We start from the raw sequence: 20,939 nt of genomic DNA on the forward strand, positions 1-20,939 counted from the left end.
CTTAAAAACTTGTGCCAAATCGAACACTCACGCCATCGTAGTGTCACGGGGTTTATCACAAACTTGCTGTCAGGTTTGATTGCTTATTGCTGGTTTCCCTATAAACCCACCATCAAAAACATGCCTCAGAAGGAGCAGGTAGCCACATTGTAAATAGTATCAATAAGTTACAATGTGGCTTATCCCGAACTGGGGTTAAGTAATAAAAGGCATTCACAAACACAAAGAAGCCAGCTATTAAGCTGGCTTCTTTTACTTATATTATAGCAATGGACTATATTAGAACTGTTTTACGAAAGCAACGCCATATACCCAAGGGCTGATATCAATTTCACCAAGCTCATAATTAACGCCCGCACCATTTACTACGGTAGCGTCTGTTTTGATGTCCATATAGCGGGCATCAATACGCAAAGACTCAGTAGGCGCAAATGGGATATCAAGACCGATATGACCAGCAACACCAACGCTATCATCAAGTTTTAACTCAAGACCTAAGTTGTTATTAAGTTTTTCTTTGAAGAAAGTTGTATAGTTCACACCAACACCAACAAAAGGTTTCACATTCATAGGCAGGTTATAGCCATCGAAGTGGTATTGTAGAGAAAGAGTAGGTGGTAAATGTTGAGTCTTGCCTGTAAAAATCTCTTTACCATCAGCATCATTTAAAGTGAAATCATGATGAAATGGAATCGCTGCTAGTAGTTCAATACCAACGTTATTGGCGATAAAGTATTCACCACTGATGGTTGGACGTACATCGCCATCAACATCGACATTAGCAACTAAATTAAGATCAGTGTTTGCTAGAGTACCGTTATCACTTTTTGGATCAACATAGTGAGCACCAGCAGCCACAGACCAAGTACCAGCAGGTACAGCGAAAGCAGTGGTCATAGTAAGTGCAGTTGCAGCAGCTAAAACTAGGGATTGTAGTTTCATCGTTAAGTTCCTCAACATAATAGATGTTATTGGTCAGTTTCTAATGAGAGATGGCATCAGTGACCATTAGATAACGTGAGAGTCAGGATATAACTCGTAACATTATTTCTCTATTATAGTACAAAAACCTTACGAGGAGTAAGGTTTTAAACAGGAAATTGGCTTAATTGTATTTTATGTTACAGTCGTGACGGATTTTATGGGTTAAATTACCCTTTCCATTTTTAAATGCTCGTCTTATGCTACATCTGCGTTTTTAAACATTAATATTAAACAATGACATGGATAGATTGGATATTATACTCGGTTATTGTAGTAACTCTCCGCTGCGCTGCGAAAATGCCCGCTCAATTAAGCTTTTAAACCAAATAGATGCCTGTTGTCCTAAATGCGGCTCGTTTTTATTACCAGCCCAAAACTTAAGCAATCAATTACGAGCGGATGAGCGTTTTTTACGTTTGGTCTTTTTTGTCACGGCGCTGCTATTGGTAATCACGACCTACATTTATTACATAAATTTTGTATAATCATAACGTCTGAAGCAAAAATTGCGATAAATTGTTTAAAAAACCCTCATTGAGTCTGCAAGCGCAACTGCCTTTTTGTTGATATCTCCCACCTGATTTTTAATAATATAAAACCGGTATTACACCACATAGGGACGGCATGCTATTCCAATCTATTCGGCGCTTGCGTCTTTTCGTCTATAATATTTTACAAAACGATGAGCATGACACGCTCTTTAGTCGCTATGTCGATTACTTTCTCATTTTTTTGATTATGGCGAACGTCACGGCGGTTATCGCTGAGTCGGTTGACAACTGGTATTACCCGTATCAAGCGTGTTTTACGTGGTTTGAAAACTTCTCTATCGTGATCTTTTCTATTGAGTATTTACTGAGGCTATGGAGTGTCGCTGAAGCCAAACCTGATAATACGACGTGGCGTCAGCGCTGGGATTGGCTAAAAAGTCCGTCGGCGTTGATTGATATCGTTGCCATTGCCCCCGCATTTTTGAATTTCTTTGTCAGTATCGATTTGCGCTTCTTACGTATTTTGCGCCTGTTTCGAATTTTGAAACTTACCCGCTATTTTGTCTCATTGCGTATTTTATTGGTGGTTATCAGTAAGGAAAAAGGCTCGTTTCAAGCGGTCATTTTTATCTTAATTATTATGATTGTGACAGCGTCGAGCGGCATTTATTTGGTCGAAAACCACGTCCAGCCCGAGGAGTTTGAGTCGATACCCAAAGCTATGTGGTGGTCGGTGGTCACCCTGACGACGGTAGGCTACGGCGATGTCACACCTATCACCAATGCTGGTAAGATACTAGGTGCACTTATCACCATACTAGGCGTTGGTCTTGCGGCTTTGCCAGCGGGTATTTTGGCGACGGGTTTGGCAAATGAGCTGAGTCAGCGCCGAGAAGAGCTCGAGCAAGATTTTCGTGAGCAACTGGTCGATAGTAATTTTGATTTGGTGCAAAATCAGATGATGATTGAAAAGATTCGCCGCGAGCTTGGATTGGATAAGGAGCAAGCACAAGAAATCGTACTGCAAGTACTGCGCGAAAAAGAGCTTGAGCGCCGAGAAAAGGAAGTGCGGCAAAAGAATTTTTGTCCGCATTGCGGTGAGCCGTTAGAATAAAGTAAGTATTTAAAATTTTTTGGATGAAAATGGAAAGGGTAAAACGTGAAATCTCAACAGCGTTTTGTCCTTTTTTAATTGATAGGTTTTTTAATTGGTAGCTAAAAACCAATCTAATACTGGTTATGCATCAGTTATACATAGTTGGCGTAATCGGTAGAGCGCGTGCCAATTCATGCGCCACTTCTTGCGCGGCGGTTGCTAAATCTTTTGCAGGTAGCGGTAGATTTTGCAGGGTCAAATGCCAATCATCCACTTCTCGCTGCAAGTGTGCCGCCCAAAGCGTTACACAGTCACGTGGTAGCTGCTTTAAATTAATCTCAAAAACGCGATTGCCTTCATCATCGCTTAAATGAATCTCGCCTTTTTTGACTCTGCTAAACGGTAGGTTGTGGTAAGAGTTAGCGATTAAGGCAATGTGGGTAATGTGCGCAGGTACTTTATCCAAATAAATTCTGATTTGCTCTTGGTCAAGGGGCGCAAGATACATCGCTTGTTCACCGCGGTCCTTACCGTTGAGACTATCGCCTTGATGTTTGACGGATTCTGCCTTATCCCGTAACTGTTTAAACCAAACGATATCGCTGATGGTGCAGTTGTCGTTATATAGTACGCAGGCCAAATCAATATCAATCGCGCCTTCATTTTTCTTAAAGCGTTTTTTTAGGTTTTTAAATAAGCCTTCTTGCTCAATCTTAGTAAATTCATAATTGAGCGCAAAAAATAATGTCCCCGTGTCTAAACCCAGCGCTCTTAAACTGTCTGAAAGTAACGGTGATGGGGTAGTGGCTGACATAATATTCCTTTTGGGTTTTTAATTTTGTATTAGGTTTTTAATTAAGATAAACGTTGGCTTATTGGCTACAGCGGTTAAATTTTTATCATCGTTAATAATTATCATAAATAATCATTCATCGTCTTTTTATTGCCGCTATGCATGATTGATGGGTTTGTCTAAAACCGCTTGATATAGGAGGGCGGGTTTGGCGTCTAATAGACCACTGCCAAAGCCACGTAGCCACCAAACCAGCTGTGAGGTTAAGTTGACGGTTGCGCGTATGGTTAGGGTTTCATCACTATTGATGGTCACGGTCTGGTCGTCACTCAGCTTGCTTTCCGTTAAGCTTTTCCCTGCTTGTTTGGTAAATTGTAGCTCAACTGCGGTATGTTTGCCACGATCGGGTAGCTGGCTAAATAGAGGATGGCTAAAGCCCATGCCACCTGCATCTAAATAGTTATCGAGGTGGAAATTATCAGGGGTTTGAGCCGCGCTTTCTAGTATCTCAACGCTTGCAAAGCGGTGGAGGGCAAAGGTACGAATAATCACGTCTGGGTCATCGGTACGCGTCGCCAATAAGTAAATAATCACCCCACGCTGAATGATAGCAATGGGATTTAGAATGTATTCGCTGGCTTGTGATTTATCGCTGCGAGTATAACTGGCTTTTATTTGTAGTTGATAAAACAACGCATGATAAATATTGTCTTTACTTTCCAAATCAATATGCGGCGCAATCAAAGGCTGCGAGGCAGGCTCGATACGTACCCTATCAATCCATGAATGGGTGACTTTGCTGTTTCTAAGTTGCCGGCGTGCCAAATCAAACCAAGGAAAAAGCTCATCTAAAATAACCGGCGGCAGCAGCTGGCTTAGATTGGCTTCGACCATATTAAAGGCAACCGCTTGCGATAAATTCATATGCGGCAGACTTTGTAGCGGCGCATCATCTTTCCAACGCCAGCCTTGTGGATTGGCATTGTTTTTTTCGATAGGAAAGCGTTTGGCAAGGGCATTTAAATCGCGTTGCACGGTGCGTAAACTGATATCAAAACCTGCCAATTTAAGCTGCTCGTAGACATGGGTGGTACCTACCCAACGATTGCGCTGCAACTGCGACAACACTTGCCATTGCCGCGCGGTTGTCGCGGCGCCATGACGATTATCTGCTGCTTCCTCAGACGCTTTATTATCTGTCACAACCTCGTCATTTTGCTCAGTAACTTTTTTAGGCACGTCTCCTAGCACTAGGGCAGTTGCTGACTCATCAACAGCTGATTGCGATTGAAGAGCATTGGCATCAGTAGAATGTACAGTCATTAAAGATAACCTTTATTCAGTCACGAGTTTAATTTTTATAAGGGTATTATTTATGAATACAGCTTATTAAAACAGCAAAGCGCAAAAAACTCATCATCGCAGAAAAGCATATCAGCGTCTAGAGTTGCTCTGGTGTATTTGGGCAGCAGTCATCTTGTTCTTTCTTGGCTTTTTTTTGCTTATCTTGTTTTTTTTGACGTTTGGCCTTACGCTTTTTTTTCTTCGATTTTTTATCATCGACTTCGTCATCAGCGTTTTGATTTTCATCCCAAAGCATCAACCGACTTAATACTTTACCAAATAGAGTGTCTTTACGGTAGCGACCTTTTTTATTCATGGTGTCGACAGACAGACCCGTCATTAAGGTCAAGGCTTCACTAAGCGTCTGCACGCCATAAATATGAAACTGGCCGGCTTTGACGGCGGCAATAATGTCGTCACGCAGCATTAATTGTTTGACGTTGGCCATCGGAATGACCACGCCTTGTTGTCCCGTCAGCTCTTGCTCACGGCAAGCGTCAAAGAAACCCGCGATTTTAGAATTGATACCGCCGACTGCTTGGACTTCGCCTAACTGATTCATTGAGCCGGTAATCGCAAAAGATTGATTGATCGGGATGTTTGCTAAAGCGGACAGCAGCGCGCAGCCTTCACTGACTGTGGCACTATCACCATCGATATGAGCGTAACTTTGCTCAAAAGCGAGTGAGGCGCTAAAGTTGAGCGCATGATGCTGACTAAATAAGGCGCGCAAATAGCTGGTCATAATCAGCATACCTTTTGCGTGTAAGCTGCCGCCCAAGTCCACATCGCGCTCGATATCGAGGATTTCACCCGCGCCAATATTTGGCTGAATGACGGCAGTCAGACGCGCAGGCATACCAAACTCGCTATCGGCATAGCTGACGACGGTGAGTGCATTGACTTGCCCGACCGCATCACCTTTGGTCTGAATCAGCTGTTGGCCATTTTTTAGTTCATCCCAATATAGGTCGCGCAAGTATCCTGAGCGCTCGTCCATATCGTCAATAGCGTGGGTCACGTGTATGGCGCTAACGATATTTTTACCGCTCAAACGTGCATGGCGGTTGGATTCATGCAACAGCTTAATCAATAAATCACTATGCAAACTCAAGCGGTCTTGGTCTTCGGCTTGTAAGCTTAAATGCTCAAGTAAGGTAGCTTGGGCGCTACTATCAAACGGATAAAGGCTGGCATAATCAATGATGTCTGCCATTTTTGCTACCAATGCCAATTCATGCTCAGGGCTACGTGTTACATCGTCGTGAAAGTCGGCACGAACTTTAAATACCGCATCAAATTCCGGCTCAAGCTCTAATAATTCGTAATATAAATCTGCTTCGCCAAGCAAAATCACCTTAATATCAAGGTCAATCGGTGCGGGCGCAAGCGACAAGCTGCCTGTCAAGGTTAGCATCTGCTCAAGGCTAGATAGTCTGATTTTACGTGATTGCAGGGCGCGCTTAAGGCCTTGCCAGGCGTAAGGGTGCTCAAGCAGATGACTGGCTTCTAATAACAAATAGCCGCCATTGGCACGGTGCAGGGCGCCGGCTCGAATCATACTGACATCGGTGGTTACTGTGCCCAATTGGGTGATTTGCTCGACATGACCCAATAGGTTTAAATGCGTCGGCAAATCTTCAAAGATGACGGGGGCGCCACTATCTGGCGTATGACTGACAATGACGTTGATCGCATAACGGCTCGGCGTTGTGGCAAGAACGGCCGTCACAAACTCCTCATCATCACCGTTAACGATGCGCTCGACATGCGTAACCATATCGGCAAATACGGTTTTTAGATACTCGACAACCAAGGGATGAGCAGCAAATTGCTCATAAATAGGCGCAAATAAAGGTTGTAGCGCACGGCGTGCAATATTGCGATGCAATGCTTCAATGGCATCATTGGCTTCGTCTTCTAATTGCTCTAAGGCGATGGTTAGCTGACTTAAGCGCTTTTGCATATGGTTTTTTTGGGCAAAATTATTCAGCTCAGCTTCATATTCGCTTTTGCCGTATTCGTTGCCATACTCGCTGTTAGCATTATCATCATCAAGATTATTTTTAGTAGGGTGCGCAGTCTTTTCTACTGTTGTTTGATTTTTTTGGCTACTAGAAATTTTTAAATGGTCAATGCTCTGATTGTTTTCTTCGGTAGATAACTTGCTAGGATGGACAAATACCGCTTTATTATCAAATGCGCGAAACGTCAGTGCCAAATCGTACTGTTTACCTTCGGTATTAAGGTCATCGTAAGCCTGACTTTCTTTTTGATGGGTGTCATTTTTAATCGCTTCGATTTTGCTTTGATACTGGTCGCTACGAAAACGTTGGCTAAGTCGTTTTTTTGCTTGCTGCCATAATTGGTTGACCTGCTGTTGCAATATCTGCCCTTGCCCGGCAGGTAGGCGCAGTGCTTGCGGTGTACGCGGATCAGTAAAATTGTGCACATAAACCCAATCATCAGGCGTCGGTGCATCAGCGGCAATGCGTTGTAGTAAGCGACTGATCACTGTGCGTTTGCCTAAACCATTTTCGCCCGCGGCAAAGACGTGATAGCCGCTGGCATGAATGTCTAGCGCCGTCTGCAAGGCTTTCAGGGCGCGCTGTTGCCCAAAGCCGACATCTAGATCAGGGGCAGTGCGGGTATCGGTCGGTAGCTCATCAGGATTGGTATAACGCTTAAGCTGCTCGGCACTAATAAGGCAGCGCTCATTAACCTCGATAAATACTGGATGAGGCGTACTAGGCGTATCTAAGGTGCGCTCTTGCTCATCAGTCTCGTTCGCCTTTATTGCTGTCGGCTTTGTATTGTCTGGCTTAGAAGCTTTTGTTACTGCTGAATTTTTAACAGGTGTTGCCATAGATTTGCTGTCTTTTGAGTCTTGATTTATAGGGGTGTTTTGCGGTTCGGTCATAGTTATATAGTAGGTCGTTTTAAAAGGGTGGAATGGTTATTGATTTTTTACTGTTTGCGCTTTAAGTTTAGGAATGTATTTTTAATCATGCTTACATTTATAATAGTAAATAAGAACATCTTACAAGATATCGGCGCGTTTTAGACAAGACATTCAGCGCAGTTTTGTATCATAGTAAAGTGAAAGTTTTAGCTTATTAGGCTGTAATAATAGAGATTTTATTACGTTGACTTGCTGGTTATTGAAGAAGATAAGCCCTCGACATAGGCGTAGATAGTATAAGATGGCGTACATTGGCGCAATCTGCAACTATTCAATGGGCAGAGCGCATGATAAAATAGACGGTTCACATGTTAAAACTGGATAACCCGTATGTCAGATTCTACTAAAACCTCTTCATCGTCTGCTAGCACGGGTAACAGTCATATTGACCCGACAGGCTTTGTAAAGCTCGGTGCGCAATTACCTAAGCTGGCCACTATGCTCGCGCAATCAATAGACGAGTTGGGTCTGACGTTAAGCGCACAGCAGCAGCGCACGTTATTATTGTATTTAGACCAGCTTTTATTATGGAATAAGGCGTATAATCTGACCGCGATTACCGATCCAGTCGAGGCCCTTATCAAACATATTATCGATTGTTTGGCTATTATAACGCATTTACCGTCAGGGTCGCTGCTTGATATTGGTACGGGGGCGGGCTTGCCAGCGGTGATTATTGCTATCTGTCAGCCTGAGCGCCAATGTACCGCCCTCGATAGCAATCAGAAAAAAATTCGTTTTATTAAGCAAATCAGTAGCGAGCTTGGTTTGAGTAACATGCACCCAATCGCCTCGCGTATTGAGGCGCATGAAGCCAGCTACGAGGTGGTAACCTCAAGAGCCTTTGCCAGTCTGATTGATTTTGTCGAAGTGGCTAAGCCGCGCTTGGCAGAAAATGGCTATTTATGCGCGATGAAAGGCAAGGCCCCAAGCGATGAAGAGCTACAGGCGCTAAGTGACGCTTGGCAGATAAGAACGATTGCATTAAAAGTACCGCGTTTACAAGATAGTCGTCATTTAATTGAATTATCTTATAAAAATGTCTAAGCTATGAGCACGTCACGCTATGTGAGGCAACAATTGTTCTTTAGTCATAAGTGGCGTGTACGCTGGTGTCTAAATAGACTTATAGGTAAGCGTCAGGTATTTGAGTAATATAATAAGCTTGAGCGGCAAAAATACTGTAGTAAAAATCAGTAACAGATTCTAATTAAATTGAGTGAGTGTATGGAAATCATAGCGATTGCGAATCAAAAAGGCGGCGTGGGGAAAACCACGACGGCAGTAAATTTGACCGCCAGCTTAGCGTCCAAGCGCAAGCATGTACTACTGATTGACTTAGACCCACAGGGCAATGCGACCAGTGGCGCAGGTGTCGACAAGAACGCCTTGGACTTGACCATCGCTGATGTACTGCTCGATGGCGTTGCGCTATCTGAGGCGATTGTGAGTAGTCCAGCTGGGTTTGATGTCATCGGCGCCAATCGTGATTTGGCAGGGATGGACATTACTTTAATGAGCAAAACCAATAGTCATGAGCTCTTTAAGACGGCAATGGCGCAGTTGGCCAAGGATCAAATCGCGACCAATAAATCTGCTTACGATTATGTCATTATCGATTGTGCACCAAGCTTAAATTTATTAACGATTAATGCATTAGTTGCCACCGATAGCGTTATTATTCCCATGCAGTGTGAATATTATGCCCTAGAAGGTTTGGCGGATTTGTCGCAGACGATTGAGCGTCTCACTGAACTTAATCCTAAGCTCTATATTCGCGGTGTGGTCAGAACCTTGTTCGATGCGCGCAATACCTTGGCGCGTGATGTCTCTGCTGAGTTAGAGGCGCACTTTGGTGATATTATGTATAAAACTCATATTCCAAGAAATATTCGTTTGGCTGAAGCACCCGCACATGGCTTGCCAGTTATTGCTTACGAAAGATGGTCAAAAGGTGCGCGCGCCTATCAAAAACTGGCGGCTGAGGTGATAAAGCAGAGCGCATCATTATAAGTTCATGTTGCAAGTTAATAAAAGAACAGCAAATTATATTTATCAGTAAGCCGGTATTTAGCAATATTTGGCTTTTTATTTTAGCGTTAGAGGATAGGTAATCATGGCAAAGAAAAGAGGGTTGGCTGCCAATCGAGGCTTAGATGCCTTATTAGGGTCAATCAAAAAAGAAAAGCAAATTGCCGCCTCTGCCTTACAAGATGACACGGTAGTGCGTGAGCATACTGAGTCAACCAAAATACCACAACCTATTGAGCAAGAAGATAGCGCAGCTGCGGCTGTTAACAAGCCTTCTGCCTTGCCAGTGTCTGAACAAACCAATGACAATAATAATCGTAAAGCGCGGACGATAAAAAAAGCCCCTGTTAATAAAGCGCGCGCGAACGCCACAGAAAATAGCGCTTCTGAAGACCAAATCAGCTTGGTGCAAATCGATGTCACGCGTCTGCAAGCAGGTAAGTATCAGCCGCGCCGTGATATGAGCGAAACGGCGCTGGCAGAATTGGCTTCTTCTATTGAGCAGCATGGCGTCATGCAGCCGATTGTTATTCGTCCATTACTGGCGAATGAAGATAAAAGCGAAGCCTTGGTGACGCATGAGATTATCGCTGGCGAGCGCCGCTGGCGTGCGGCAAAAATGGCGGGTAAATCGGTTATACCAGCGATTGAACGTGCACTATCTGATGAATTGGCCATAGCATTAGCCTTGATTGAAAATATTCAGCGCGAAGATTTATCGGTGATTGAGCAGGCGGCTGCCCTGCAGCGCTTTCATACAGAATTTGGTATGAGCCATGCCATGATTGCCGAAGTCGTTGGTAAAGCGCGTACCACGGTATCGAATCTTTTGCGCTTGAATCAGCTGCACGATACAGTTAAAGATCATTTGGCAAATAGTGCTTTAGATATGGGACATGCGCGTACCCTGTTGGCGCTATCATCAGAACAGCAGCCTATTATTGCGCAAAAAATCATTGATGCAGGCATGACAGTGCGCGAGGCTGAGAAATTGGTTAAGTCAATCTTGCAGCCAGCACCAAAAGCCAATCGCACCGAGCAAGTACAGTCTCGCGATGTTGAGCGCTTAACCCAGCGTTTAACTGATATGTTAGGCGCAGAAGTAAAGCTTAAGCATAAAAAAGATGGGCAGGGTAGTGTTGAGATATTTTTTCACAGCCAAGATCAGCTAGCGGCTTTGATTAAGCATATAGAAGCGCAGGCTTAATATTTTTATTAAAAATACAAACGTAAAACCATCTTTTGACGACTTTATAAAAACATAGAAGAGAGTGCGTATGTGGGAGCTGGTAAAAGCAGGTGGTTGGCTGATGACACCTATCGTGGTGTGCTCAATATTGGCATTGGTGATTATTATCGAGCGCAGCCATACGTTGCAGTTTAATAAAATTGTACCTAATAGATTGCGCGAACAGCTGATAACCCGCCTACGTGAAAACGGTGATATTGGCCGTACGCAGCTGATGAATGTCAAAGAAAAAACTCCTTTAGGCGATATTTTGGCAACTGGCCTGCTGTATCGTCAATACGGCCTCGACTCAATGACAATGCATATGCAAAACCGCGCCAGTGTACAAGTGCATCAGTTAGAAAAAAAATATCAATATGCTCGGCACCATTGGGGCGATTGCGCCGCTGCTTGGTTTGCTAGGTACGGTATTGGGTATTATCTCGTCGTTTTTGGCGATTACTGATGGCGCGATGCAAGACCCAACGATGCTAGCTGCTGGCGTGTCACAAGCATTGATTACCACGGCGGCTGGTATGATTGTGGCTATCCCAGCTCTGGTTGCTTATCGTTATTTTCAGCGCCGTATTATCGATATCAATGCACAGTTTGAGACGCAAGCGGGACTGATGATTCAAGAATTGTATGATTATCAATTGCTGGACAATACGCAAGCCTCTACCATCTCTCTACCTACTAATGGTGCAGAAACAACTAAAACTAAAGGTTATGAGCTTTCACTTGATACCTCAGATTTAGAGACAGCCGCTACAGCAACTTAATTGTGTGATGTCACTTATTTGTTGAATCTGTACATTGCAGCCCATTAAAGAGAGCGATATGCGTTTTAGAAAACCGACCGTTGAGCCACTTGAAATCAATCTGACGCCGATGATTGATTGTTTATTATTTTTAATCGTATTTTTACTGCTTGCTACTTCGTTTAATCACTTTAGCCGCTTAAATATTATTCTTCCTGAAGCGGAAGGGGTAGCATTAACAGAAGAGAAAAACAGTATTGAAGTCGCTGTAGAAGATGGCAGTTATCTTGTTAATGGCATCACCCTTGCGAGTAGCGATGAGGCCGAGCTGACCAGCATGCTTCAGCAAGAAGCGGGAAGCAATCGTGATATGCTATTTGTCATTGCTGCTGATGCAAATGCCACTCATCAATCGGTGGTACGGGTCATGGATATCGCTGGTAAACTGGGTTTTTTAAATCTCAATATCAGTACGGTTGTGCCACTTGGGCAGCCTTTACCAGAATCTGCGCCGCAGTAAATTTTAGGGCGTTTGATATATTGCTACAGTAAAAGCATCAAACGCCACTATCATTACCCTTGAGGCTTTTACTGCTGTATTTTATGTTCACTTGCCACTGCTGCATTTGTGTCATTTCTTTTTATACCTAAATTGAGGCTTTTATGAGCCAAGCTTATCAACCTGACTCTAAAAAAAATTCTGCTAAAAAGTTGTCAGCAGCGCCATCAAATACGCCCAGGCATAGGACTTTATTGCGGCTATTAAGCTACCTTAAACCTTATTGGTGGGCGCTAATCTTGGTCATAATAGGCTTTGCGATTAATGCGGCAACAGAGATTTGGATTGCCAAGTTATTGCAATATATCACTGATGCCATCAATCAAAACGATCAAAGCAAACAGGACTTATTTCCATTTATTATCGTGGCGCTGTTTTTTGTCCGCGGCGTGGGCAGTTTTTTGGGTAATTACTATACGGCTTTGGTATCGCGCAATCTTGTTTATGAGTTACGCGTTCAAGTGTTCAATAAGCTTTTGCGTTTGCCAAGCTCGTTCTATCTGGCAAATCCAGCAGGGACCATTTCATCCAAGCTTATTTTTGATGTTGAACAGGTGACTGCCGCCAGTACTGATTCAATGAAAACCTTGTTGCGCGATGGTTTGACCGTGGTGGCTTTGATAGGTTTTTTGCTTTATAGCAACTGGCGTTTAACTTTGATTTTATTTGTGGTGCTACCGCCGATTTTATGGCTGATACGGGTGGCCTCAAAGCGTTATCTAAAGCTGTCTAAAGGCATTCAAGAAACCATGGGTAGTGTCAGCCACATCACCAATGAGGTCATCGGCGGCTATCAGGTAGTGAAAAATTATGGCGGACAAGCGTATGAAGCCAAGCGTTTTGATATAACCTCAAAGAAAAACTTGCGCCAAGGGATGAAGGTCGTGGTGACCAATAGCATCAATACCCCAGCGGTGCAGTTATTGATGGCGATGGCGATGGCGGTCGTTGTATGGCTCGCGCTGCGTCCTGCGGTAATAGATAATATCTCGGCAGGTGAGTTTATCTCCTATATTGCTGCCGCAGGATTATTAAGTAAGCCGGTGCGCTCACTCACTGATATCAATCAAAAATTGCAAAAAGGGCTTGCCGCGGGCGAGTCAATCTTTACTTTGTTGGATGAGCCAGAAGAACAAGACACAGGCATACTTAGCCCGACTTTAGCAGGTGACATTCAGTTCGATAATGTCAGTTTGGTTTATCCTGATTCAACAGTAGCGCTGCGTGATTTTACTTTGGATGTGCGTGCAGGCGAGACGATAGCACTGGTCGGCCGTAGCGGCGCTGGTAAGTCTTCACTCGTTAACTTACTCACGCGTATTTTAAATACGTCCTCGGGGCAAATCACTCTTGACGGTATGCCAATTGACGACATCAAGCTTGAAAGCTTGCGCGCGCAGATTGCGATGGTCAATCAGCAAGTGGTACTGTTTAATACCACCGTGTTTAATAATATTGCCTATGGCAGCCTAGCAAATAAAACCCAAGCTGAGGTCGAGCGCGCTGCAAAAGACGCTTTTGCCCATGATTTTATTATGAAAATGCCAAATGGCTATCAAAGTGAGATTGGCGCTGAAGGCTTGCAGCTGTCAGGCGGTCAACGTCAGCGTATCTCGATTGCGCGTGCGTTATTGAAAGACGCACCGATTTTGATTTTAGATGAAGCCACCAGTGCCTTAGATAATGAGTCAGAATACTATATTCAAAAAGCACTCGATAACGTCATGAAAGATAGGACGACACTGGTGATTGCCCATCGTTTAACAACGATTGAATCAGCTGACCGTATTGCGGTGTTAGATAGTGGTCAAATTGTCGAATTAGGCACCCATGAAGAGCTAATGCAACTACATGGCCATTATGCGCAAATGTACGCGCGTGATTTTGAATAAAGCTACTGTTTGATTAAAGCCACTGCAAGCCGTGATGGTACTTTGTAGTATAAAGATGGCTGCATAACTAGGATAAATAACACATCATCATGAGTATTGAAACCACAATGACGCGTGCCTGGCAACGTCAGGCTGCTTGGCTCTGGCTGCTACTGCCTGTCAGCTGGTTGTATGGATTCATTACGATGGTGCGCCGTCAGGCTTATAAGATAGGCCTATTTTCCAGTTATCGTGCGCCTGTTGCAGTGATGGTAATTGGTAATATCACGGTAGGCGGCAGCGGTAAGACACCGTTGATTATTGCCTTGGTTACTCATCTGCAAAAACAAGGCATAAAAGTAGGCGTTATCAGCCGCGGTTATGGCGGTGATAGCAGCAAAATGCCCGCTTTGGTGCATGCCGATAGCTTACCAAGCATCGTAGGGGACGAGCCATGTTTAATCGTCAATATGACAGGCGCGGCGATGGCCGTTTGCCCCAATCGTAAGCAGGCTATTACCATCTTATTAAATGCTTATCCTGACTTACAACTGATTATTGCTGATGATGGTTTGCAGCATTATGCGCTGCAACGTGATATCGAATGGATTGTGGTCGATGCGTCGCGCGGCTTTGGTAATCAGCAATTGCTACCAACCGGTTTTTTACGTGAACCTATGTCGCGCTTGCAAGGTGCCAATGTGGTTTACCATGAAAAAACCGATAGGACGACCGAAGATAGTAAGCAAGCTCAAGCTAAGCGTTTAACGATGCATCTACAAGCGGATAAATTGCAGCCTTTATGGCCTTCTGCTGTTGAGATAGATGGTTTAAGTGTCGCAGCAAAAACGTCTATGCCACTTATGCCACCTATACCAAATGGTCGGGTACATGCGGTAAGCGGTATCGGTTATCCGCAACGTTTTTTTGATACTTTATTGTCGCTTGGCTTTGATGTCATTGGGCACGCTTATCCCGATCATTATGATTTTAGCTTGACTGAGCTTTTACAATATAGCGAGCTGCCGATCATTGTCACCAGTAAAGACGCGGTCAAAATCAGAGCGTTACTAATAGATACGTCTAGCCGCCAACCACTTAACGATGAATATCAAGAACTCGTTAATCGCTTATGGGTATTGCCAGTGACTGCGGTGTTATCAGACAGTTGCTATGTCAACTTACAGCAGCAATTAAAAGCTTTAAATATTAATTTATCTAAAAGCACAAAAGCGTAAATGATTTTATAGGAATAAACCATGTCGTCAGACTTAATATCAGCTGAAACAATGCCAATTGAAGCTGCGCCAGCCAAAACTCATATTGTTATTCCTGCGCGCTTTAAAAGCACGCGCTTACCCGGTAAGCCATTATTAAAGATTCATGGCAAACCAATGATACTGTGGGTGGCCGAAAAAGCACAGTTGGCTGATTTTGCTGATGACATGTGTATTGCGACTGATGATGAGGCGATTGCTAAAGTTTGCACAGAGGCAGGTTTTGATGTGGTGATGACCAGTAATGAGCATGCGTCAGGGACCGACCGTTTGGCGGAAGTTGCCGCTATCAAAGGCTGGGCTGAGCATGATATCGTGGTCAATATGCAGGGTGATGAACCTCTGGTACCGCCGTTATTATTACAGCAAGTCAAAGCACTGCTAGTGCAAGATAGCGACAGTGTGATGGCGACTTTATGTGAGCCTATCGAGGACTACGAGACTTTTATGCGCCCATCGGTCGTAAAAGTTGTCAGTCAGACGTCAAACCATTTACAGCGCGCATTATATTTTAGCCGTGCACCGATTCCGTGCGACCGTGATGTGGTTTTGGCAAACGATAAAAATATACAGCAGCAAGCACCAAAAAACGCTTATCGTCATTTGGGGTTATACGCTTACAGAGTTAGCTTGTTACAGCAGTTTGTGCATTGGCCGCAAACGCCGCTCGAGATATCAGAAAGCCTAGAGCAATTACGAGTTTTAGAAAATGGTGGTCATATTGCTATTGCCACTGCAAGCTGTCATCTACCAGCCGGCGTCGATACCCAAGAAGATTTAGATCGGCTAAATGCCATGAGCTTAGTCGATTTTCAAAATTGCTGATACAATATAATTAGTAATAGCCTAAGTAAACTAGTCGGTATGATCAATTATTCAAATATTTTACGTGTATTAGCGTGTATAGCATACTAAAGGTATTGAGCGGCGACTAGGCGATTATGAGTAAGATAACTGAAATGACAACTGAAATGACAACTGAAATGACCAGCGCATTGCCTTTGACGGATAATATATATTTTGCACCACTATTACCATGGCAAAACGAGCTATGGTTACAGCTGACCAAGCGGGTGTTGATGCCGCAGCAATCTTTGCCGCATGCGCTTTTAGCCGCTGGTATGCAAGGTATGGGCAAGCGTGCTTTTGTTTGGCGTTTGGTGGCGTGGTTATTATGCCGAGAGCGCGAGCACAATCCGCTTGGCGCTTGCGGTATTTGCGAGAGTTGTCAATGGCTCAGATCAGGGACGCATCCAAGCTTACAAGTTCTGCCACTTATTAGTATGCCAGTCAGTGCCGAACATGCTGATGCTAAACAAGCAGCAACTAACAGCGCAAAAGACAAAAAATCTGCCAAAGCTGCTAATAATGCTGCGTTAAAAATAAAAGTTGATGATATCCGTGCTTTGCAGCCATTTATTTATCAAGGCGGGCAGGGCATGCGGATTTGTGTGCTCGATTACGCAGAGCAAATGACGGTTGCTGCTGCTAATGCGTTGCTCAAAACCTTGGAAGAGCCGCAAGCCCAAGTACATTTATTCCTCATCAGTGATACTCCAGTGCAGTTACTGCCAACCATAAAAAGCCGTGTTCAGCAGTTGGCACTACAGACCATTGAACCTGCCGTTGCAGTTGACTATGTGACTCATGCTTTAGGTAGTATGGTCAATCGTGAGGCGGTCGGCACAGCGGCCATTGAGCAGCTGATACAGTTGGCAAATGGCGCGCCTTTAGCCGCGGTCGCCCTTGCGCAAGCACCATGGTATAGCAAGCGCGCACTATGGCTGACAACGTGGCAAGCGCTGTGTAGCGGCAAGCGTAGTAGCATAGCGGCAAGCGACTATTGGCAGACCCAGCTTAGTATAAGCGAGTTTATTCAATTGTCGGAGCTAATGCTCGTTGATATACGCCGCGTATGCTTGGGTCTTGATGCGCTGCAAAAGGATATTGATTTACCAGCGTCTTTACACAGTCATCAACCTACTGAAAACGGGTTAGAGGTCTTTATAAATAGTATGCAAGAAATAAAAACCGCTCTACAACAAAATGTGCAAGAAAAATTCGCTTATGATAAGCTGATGCAAGAATTGGCTTATTTATAAATCAGATTAAAAAATAAACCTCACTTATAAAGGAAGCGGGCTATGGCAATGCCAGGACGTGGCAGGATTTTAACCTGTCATATTGAAGATATGGAAACGTTATACGCAAGCTATTTATCCTTTGTGAGCAATGGCGCGTTATTTGTGCCGTCTGACAAAACCCAAAAGCTGGGCGATGAGGTGTTTATTGCTGTCACTTTACCCAATTCTAGCGAACGCTTACCGATGAATGGTAAAGTGGTTTGGATCAATTCAAAAAGCCAAAGCGGCCGTCCAGCGGGTTTTGCGGTGCAAATAGGCACTGATGTCGCTGGGCTAAGAATCAAAAACGAGGTCGAGCGCTTATTGGCCGGTAAGCTTGATAGCTTGCAGTCGACTTATACGATGTAGTGTTTTTACAGAGCTTGAAATGTATTTGCTATTAGCATAATAAATTTAGCGAAAAAATGAAAAAAGCAGCCTTCTATATTGATGAGGCTGCTTTTTTATGCGCCGTATTTTGTTAAATAATACTTGCATACATTTGGCTAATAGCGCGGTGGCACGTACATATCATCGGGAATTGGCTCGCGGTAATATTCATCATCGCGCTTGCGTTCGGGCAATTCAATCTCATCGCGCGGTACTTCTTTATAGGGGATTTGCTCAAGCAAATGAGCAATACAGTTTAGCCGAGCGCGTTTTTTATTATTGCCTTCGACCACCCACCACGGCGCTTCAGGGATATGGGTGCGCTCAAACATGGTCTCTTTGGCTTTGGTATAATCCTCCCAGCGCCGACGTGATTGTAAGTCCATCGCTGACAGCTTCCACTGCTTAAGTGGGTCATGAATCCGGCTCATAAAACGCGAATGCTGCTCGTCATCGGTAATCGAAAACCAGTATTTAACCAAGCGAATACCTGAGCGCACCAGCATACGCTCAAATTCAGGCACCGATTGAAAGAACTCTTCGTACTGGGCATCAGTACAAAATCCCATGACGCGTTCAACGCCCACACGGTTATACCAGCTGCGATCAAACAAGACAATCTCGCCAGCGGCGGGCAAGTGCGCTACATAACGCTGGAAATACCACTGCGACTGTTCGCGTTCGGTTGGTGCGGGTAGCGCAGCAACGCGGCAAACACGGGGGTTTAGACGCTGAGTGATACGCTTGATAGCGCCACCTTTACCCGCAGAATCGCGCCCTTCAAATATCACCACAATGCGCTCGCCGTATTCGACCACCCAATCTTGCAGTTTGATAAGCTCTCGCTGTAGTCGCAGTAATTCTTCAAAATAAGTACGCCGATCGAGCTTTTCTTGCTCGCTCATCGCGCGGCCATCAAAACGAAAGTCGCGCACGTAATCGTCTATCTCATTCTCCAGCTCTTCGTCATAACTGTCGATCAAATCTTGATGCATTTTGCGTCGCAGCTCATCGCCAAACACTTCTTTATCCATACGGGTAATAAAACTGTCTTGTTCGAGTGCTGACCGCGCTTGCCGCTTTGAGGTATTTAAGGTTTGTCGGTCAATCGATGAGGGTCCTTTGCTCATAATAAGCTCCTAAGCAATATTTTTATGGTTATTATTCATTATGATAGTTCTATATGTGGTTTATTACTCTAGCACATTTACAATAACGCTATGAGTATGCCGTGTTTACTTGTTGCAGTCTTTTTAATATTTTTTCAGCCCCAAAAAAAACACCCTTTAATCGTTGGATTAAAGGGCGTATTAAAAGCTTAACGCTATTTATTTAACTAATGGCTTATTGCTAATTACATCAGTGAGAATTTTATTTCTCTAAGATGCAAGTAACGCCTTGACCGCCAGCGGCGCAGATTGAGATAAGCGCGCGACCTGAACCTTTTTGGTCTAACAATTTGGCAGCAGTGGCTAGGATACGACCACCGGTTGCAGCAAATGGATGACCTGCGGCAAGTGATGAGCCATTGACGTTTAGCTTGCTACGATCGATAGAGCCTAGTGGCGCATCAAGACCCAAACGCTCTTGACAGAACTTCTCATCTTCCCAAGCTGCTAGCGTTGATAACACTTGTGAGGCAAACGCTTCATGAATTTCATAGAAGTCAAAATCTTGCAGCGTTAAACCAGCGCGCTCAAGCATACGCGGTACCGCATAAGCTGGCGCCATGAGTAAACCTTCTTTATCGCCAGATTTACCGATAAAGTCAACGGCAGCCGTTTCTTGATGAACGATGTATGCTAGTGGTTTAAGACCACGCTCTTTGGCCCATTCGTCATTGGCCAATAGCACACAAGAGGCGCCATCGGTTAGCGGCGTCGAGTTAGCGGCTGTCATGGTTGGGTTGGCGTTCTTTTTACCAAACACGGGTTTGAGTTTAGCAAGCTTGTCTAACGTCGTATCTGGGCGCAAGTTGTTATCGCGCGTCAAACCTTTGTATGGCGTGATGAGGTCGTCAAAGAAACCTTCGTCATACGCGCGTGCTAGATTCTTATGGCTGTTAAAGGCAAGCTCATCCTGATCTTCACGGCTGATGTTCCACTCAAGGGTGGTAATCGCTTGATGGTCACCCATGGATAAACCCGTACGCGGCTCGCCATTTTGTGGTGAGTCGATCAAATCTTTAGGATTTAAACCCATTAGCGCTTTTAGACGTTGTTTGTTGTCTTTAGCCGCGCCCAATTTGATTAGCACTTTACGTAAGCCATCGCCAACCGCGATAGGGGCGTCAGAGGTGGTATCCACACCGCCAGTAATCGCCGAATCAATGATACCAAGGGCGATTTTATTAGCAGAAGCAAAGGTTGCTTGTAAGCCAGTACCGCAAGCTTGTGAGATATCGTACGTTGGTGTATGTGGGTTCAAGGCAGTACTTAGCGTTGCTTCACGCGTCAAGTTGATATCACGGCTCAATTTCATCACCGCACCAGCAACGACTTCACCGACTTTTTCGTCCTGTAAGTTAAAACGTTCAACCAAACCATCTAATGCTGCAGTTAGCATGTCAGTATTGCTGTCATCAGAATAAGCACCGTTTGAGCGCGCAAACGGGATACGGTTGCCACCTAGGATAGCGACGCGATGTTGACCCGAGCTCAGGCCAGTTTTGCTCGATTCTTTAGCGGTCGTAGCAGTTGTTTTTGTACTAGCTGTGTCAGTCTTTTTATTGGCATCTTTAGCCGCACTATCATCTTTAGTAGCGGTAGTGCTTCTGCTGTCTTTTGAGCTTTTTTCAGCGGTGCTCTCCTTTTTTGAATCATCTTTTTTAGACTCGTCTTTCTTAGAATTATCTTTATTAGAGCTGTCTGTTTTCGTATCCGCTGCTTTTGTATCAGACTTTTTATCGTCCGCTTTTTTTGGCTCAGCCGCTTTTGAATTTGCCATTGTGTCAAAAACATTTGGCTGCTTGGCGTCTTCAGTTGTTGCTTTTTTAGTTGCTGCGTCAGTCGCTGTTTCGGTATTTTGGC

16 protein-coding genes and 2 pseudogenes are annotated in these 20,939 nt (G+C 44.4%); 12 read left to right on the forward strand and 6 right to left on the reverse strand.

Annotation, left to right across the window (positions count from 1 at the left end; all coding sequences use genetic code 11):
• A pseudogene (locus H9653_RS08265) lies at positions 1–153 on the forward strand (IS982 family transposase); the annotation flags it as partial.
• Between the two features lie 126 nt (positions 154–279).
• Here the strand turns inward: H9653_RS08265 and H9653_RS08270 are convergent.
• Complete coding sequence (locus H9653_RS08270; protein ID WP_191691815.1) at positions 280–942, reverse strand: OmpW/AlkL family protein; 663 nt, start codon at positions 940–942, stop codon at positions 280–282.
• Between the two features lie 666 nt (positions 943–1,608).
• Here H9653_RS08270 and H9653_RS08275 point away from each other — a divergent pair.
• Positions 1,609–2,589: an ion transporter gene (locus H9653_RS08275; RefSeq protein ID WP_191691816.1), complete on the forward strand. Its 981-nt coding sequence runs from the start codon at positions 1,609–1,611 to the stop codon at positions 2,587–2,589.
• Between the two features lie 130 nt (positions 2,590–2,719).
• On the opposite strand, the gene H9653_RS08280 is transcribed toward H9653_RS08275, so the two are convergent.
• The 3 genes from H9653_RS08280 to H9653_RS08290 form a co-directional block, all read right to left on the reverse strand.
• Positions 2,720–3,385 carry a TerD family protein gene (locus H9653_RS08280; RefSeq protein WP_191691817.1) on the reverse strand — a complete coding sequence of 222 codons (666 nt, stop codon included), beginning with the start codon at positions 3,383–3,385 and terminating at the stop codon, positions 2,720–2,722.
• Between the two features lie 135 nt (positions 3,386–3,520).
• Complete coding sequence (locus H9653_RS08285) at positions 3,521–4,687, reverse strand: helix-turn-helix transcriptional regulator (protein WP_225211671.1); 1,167 nt, start codon at positions 4,685–4,687, stop codon at positions 3,521–3,523.
• A 118-nt stretch (positions 4,688–4,805) separates the two neighbouring features.
• The gene (locus H9653_RS08290) at positions 4,806–7,628 is read right to left on the reverse strand and encodes an ATP-binding protein (RefSeq protein ID WP_191691819.1); all 2,823 of its coding nucleotides are present in this window, start codon (positions 7,626–7,628) and stop codon (positions 4,806–4,808) included.
• Between the two features lie 372 nt (positions 7,629–8,000).
• On the opposite strand from H9653_RS08290, the gene rsmG reads away from it, so the two are divergent.
• From rsmG to H9653_RS08340, 10 genes and pseudogenes are all read left to right on the forward strand, one after another.
• Positions 8,001–8,717: a 16S rRNA (guanine(527)-N(7))-methyltransferase RsmG gene (rsmG, locus tag H9653_RS08295; protein WP_191691821.1), complete on the forward strand. Its 717-nt coding sequence runs from the start codon at positions 8,001–8,003 to the stop codon at positions 8,715–8,717.
• A 180-nt stretch (positions 8,718–8,897) separates the two neighbouring features.
• Entirely contained in the window at positions 8,898–9,683 is a 786-nt protein-coding gene (locus H9653_RS08300; RefSeq protein ID WP_191691823.1) for a ParA family protein, read from the forward strand.
• Between the two features lie 103 nt (positions 9,684–9,786).
• Positions 9,787–10,908, forward strand: coding sequence for a ParB/RepB/Spo0J family partition protein (locus H9653_RS08305; protein ID WP_191691825.1), 1,122 nt, complete (start codon positions 9,787–9,789; stop codon positions 10,906–10,908).
• A gap of 70 nt (positions 10,909–10,978) precedes the next feature.
• Positions 10,979–11,711: pseudogene (locus H9653_RS12655) on the forward strand (MotA/TolQ/ExbB proton channel family protein).
• A gap of 58 nt (positions 11,712–11,769) precedes the next feature.
• Positions 11,770–12,210 (forward strand): ExbD/TolR family protein, encoded by a 441-nt coding sequence (locus tag H9653_RS08315; RefSeq protein ID WP_191691826.1) that lies wholly within the window; start codon positions 11,770–11,772, stop codon positions 12,208–12,210.
• A gap of 143 nt (positions 12,211–12,353) precedes the next feature.
• Positions 12,354–14,141: a lipid A export permease/ATP-binding protein MsbA gene (gene msbA, locus H9653_RS08320; protein WP_225211674.1), complete on the forward strand. Its 1,788-nt coding sequence runs from the start codon at positions 12,354–12,356 to the stop codon at positions 14,139–14,141.
• An 89-nt stretch (positions 14,142–14,230) separates the two neighbouring features.
• Positions 14,231–15,358 (forward strand): tetraacyldisaccharide 4'-kinase, encoded by a 1,128-nt coding sequence (gene lpxK / locus H9653_RS08325; protein WP_191691827.1) that lies wholly within the window; start codon positions 14,231–14,233, stop codon positions 15,356–15,358.
• 21 nt (positions 15,359–15,379) lie between these two features.
• Entirely contained in the window at positions 15,380–16,222 is an 843-nt protein-coding gene (gene kdsB / locus H9653_RS08330) for a 3-deoxy-manno-octulosonate cytidylyltransferase (protein WP_225211675.1), read from the forward strand.
• A 146-nt stretch (positions 16,223–16,368) separates the two neighbouring features.
• Positions 16,369–17,499 carry a DNA polymerase III subunit delta' gene (locus tag H9653_RS08335; protein WP_191691828.1) on the forward strand — a complete coding sequence of 377 codons (1,131 nt, stop codon included), beginning with the start codon at positions 16,369–16,371 and terminating at the stop codon, positions 17,497–17,499.
• Between the two features lie 42 nt (positions 17,500–17,541).
• Positions 17,542–17,889 carry a PilZ domain-containing protein gene (locus H9653_RS08340; RefSeq protein WP_191691829.1) on the forward strand — a complete coding sequence of 116 codons (348 nt, stop codon included), beginning with the start codon at positions 17,542–17,544 and terminating at the stop codon, positions 17,887–17,889.
• Positions 17,890–18,026: 137 nt separating this feature from the next.
• On the opposite strand, the gene ppk2 is transcribed toward H9653_RS08340, so the two are convergent.
• The gene (gene ppk2 / locus H9653_RS08345; RefSeq protein ID WP_263612369.1) at positions 18,027–19,040 is read right to left on the reverse strand and encodes a polyphosphate kinase 2; all 1,014 of its coding nucleotides are present in this window, start codon (positions 19,038–19,040) and stop codon (positions 18,027–18,029) included.
• 241 nt (positions 19,041–19,281) lie between these two features.
• On the reverse strand, positions 19,282–20,856 hold the full coding sequence (locus H9653_RS08350; protein ID WP_225211676.1) for an acetyl-CoA C-acetyltransferase: 1,575 nt from the start codon (positions 20,854–20,856) through the stop codon (positions 19,282–19,284).
• Positions 20,857–20,939: the final 83 nt, after the last annotated feature.

This window comes from Psychrobacter communis, from assembly GCF_014836505.1.
Classification (GTDB): Bacteria; Pseudomonadota; Gammaproteobacteria; order Pseudomonadales; family Moraxellaceae; genus Psychrobacter; species Psychrobacter faecalis.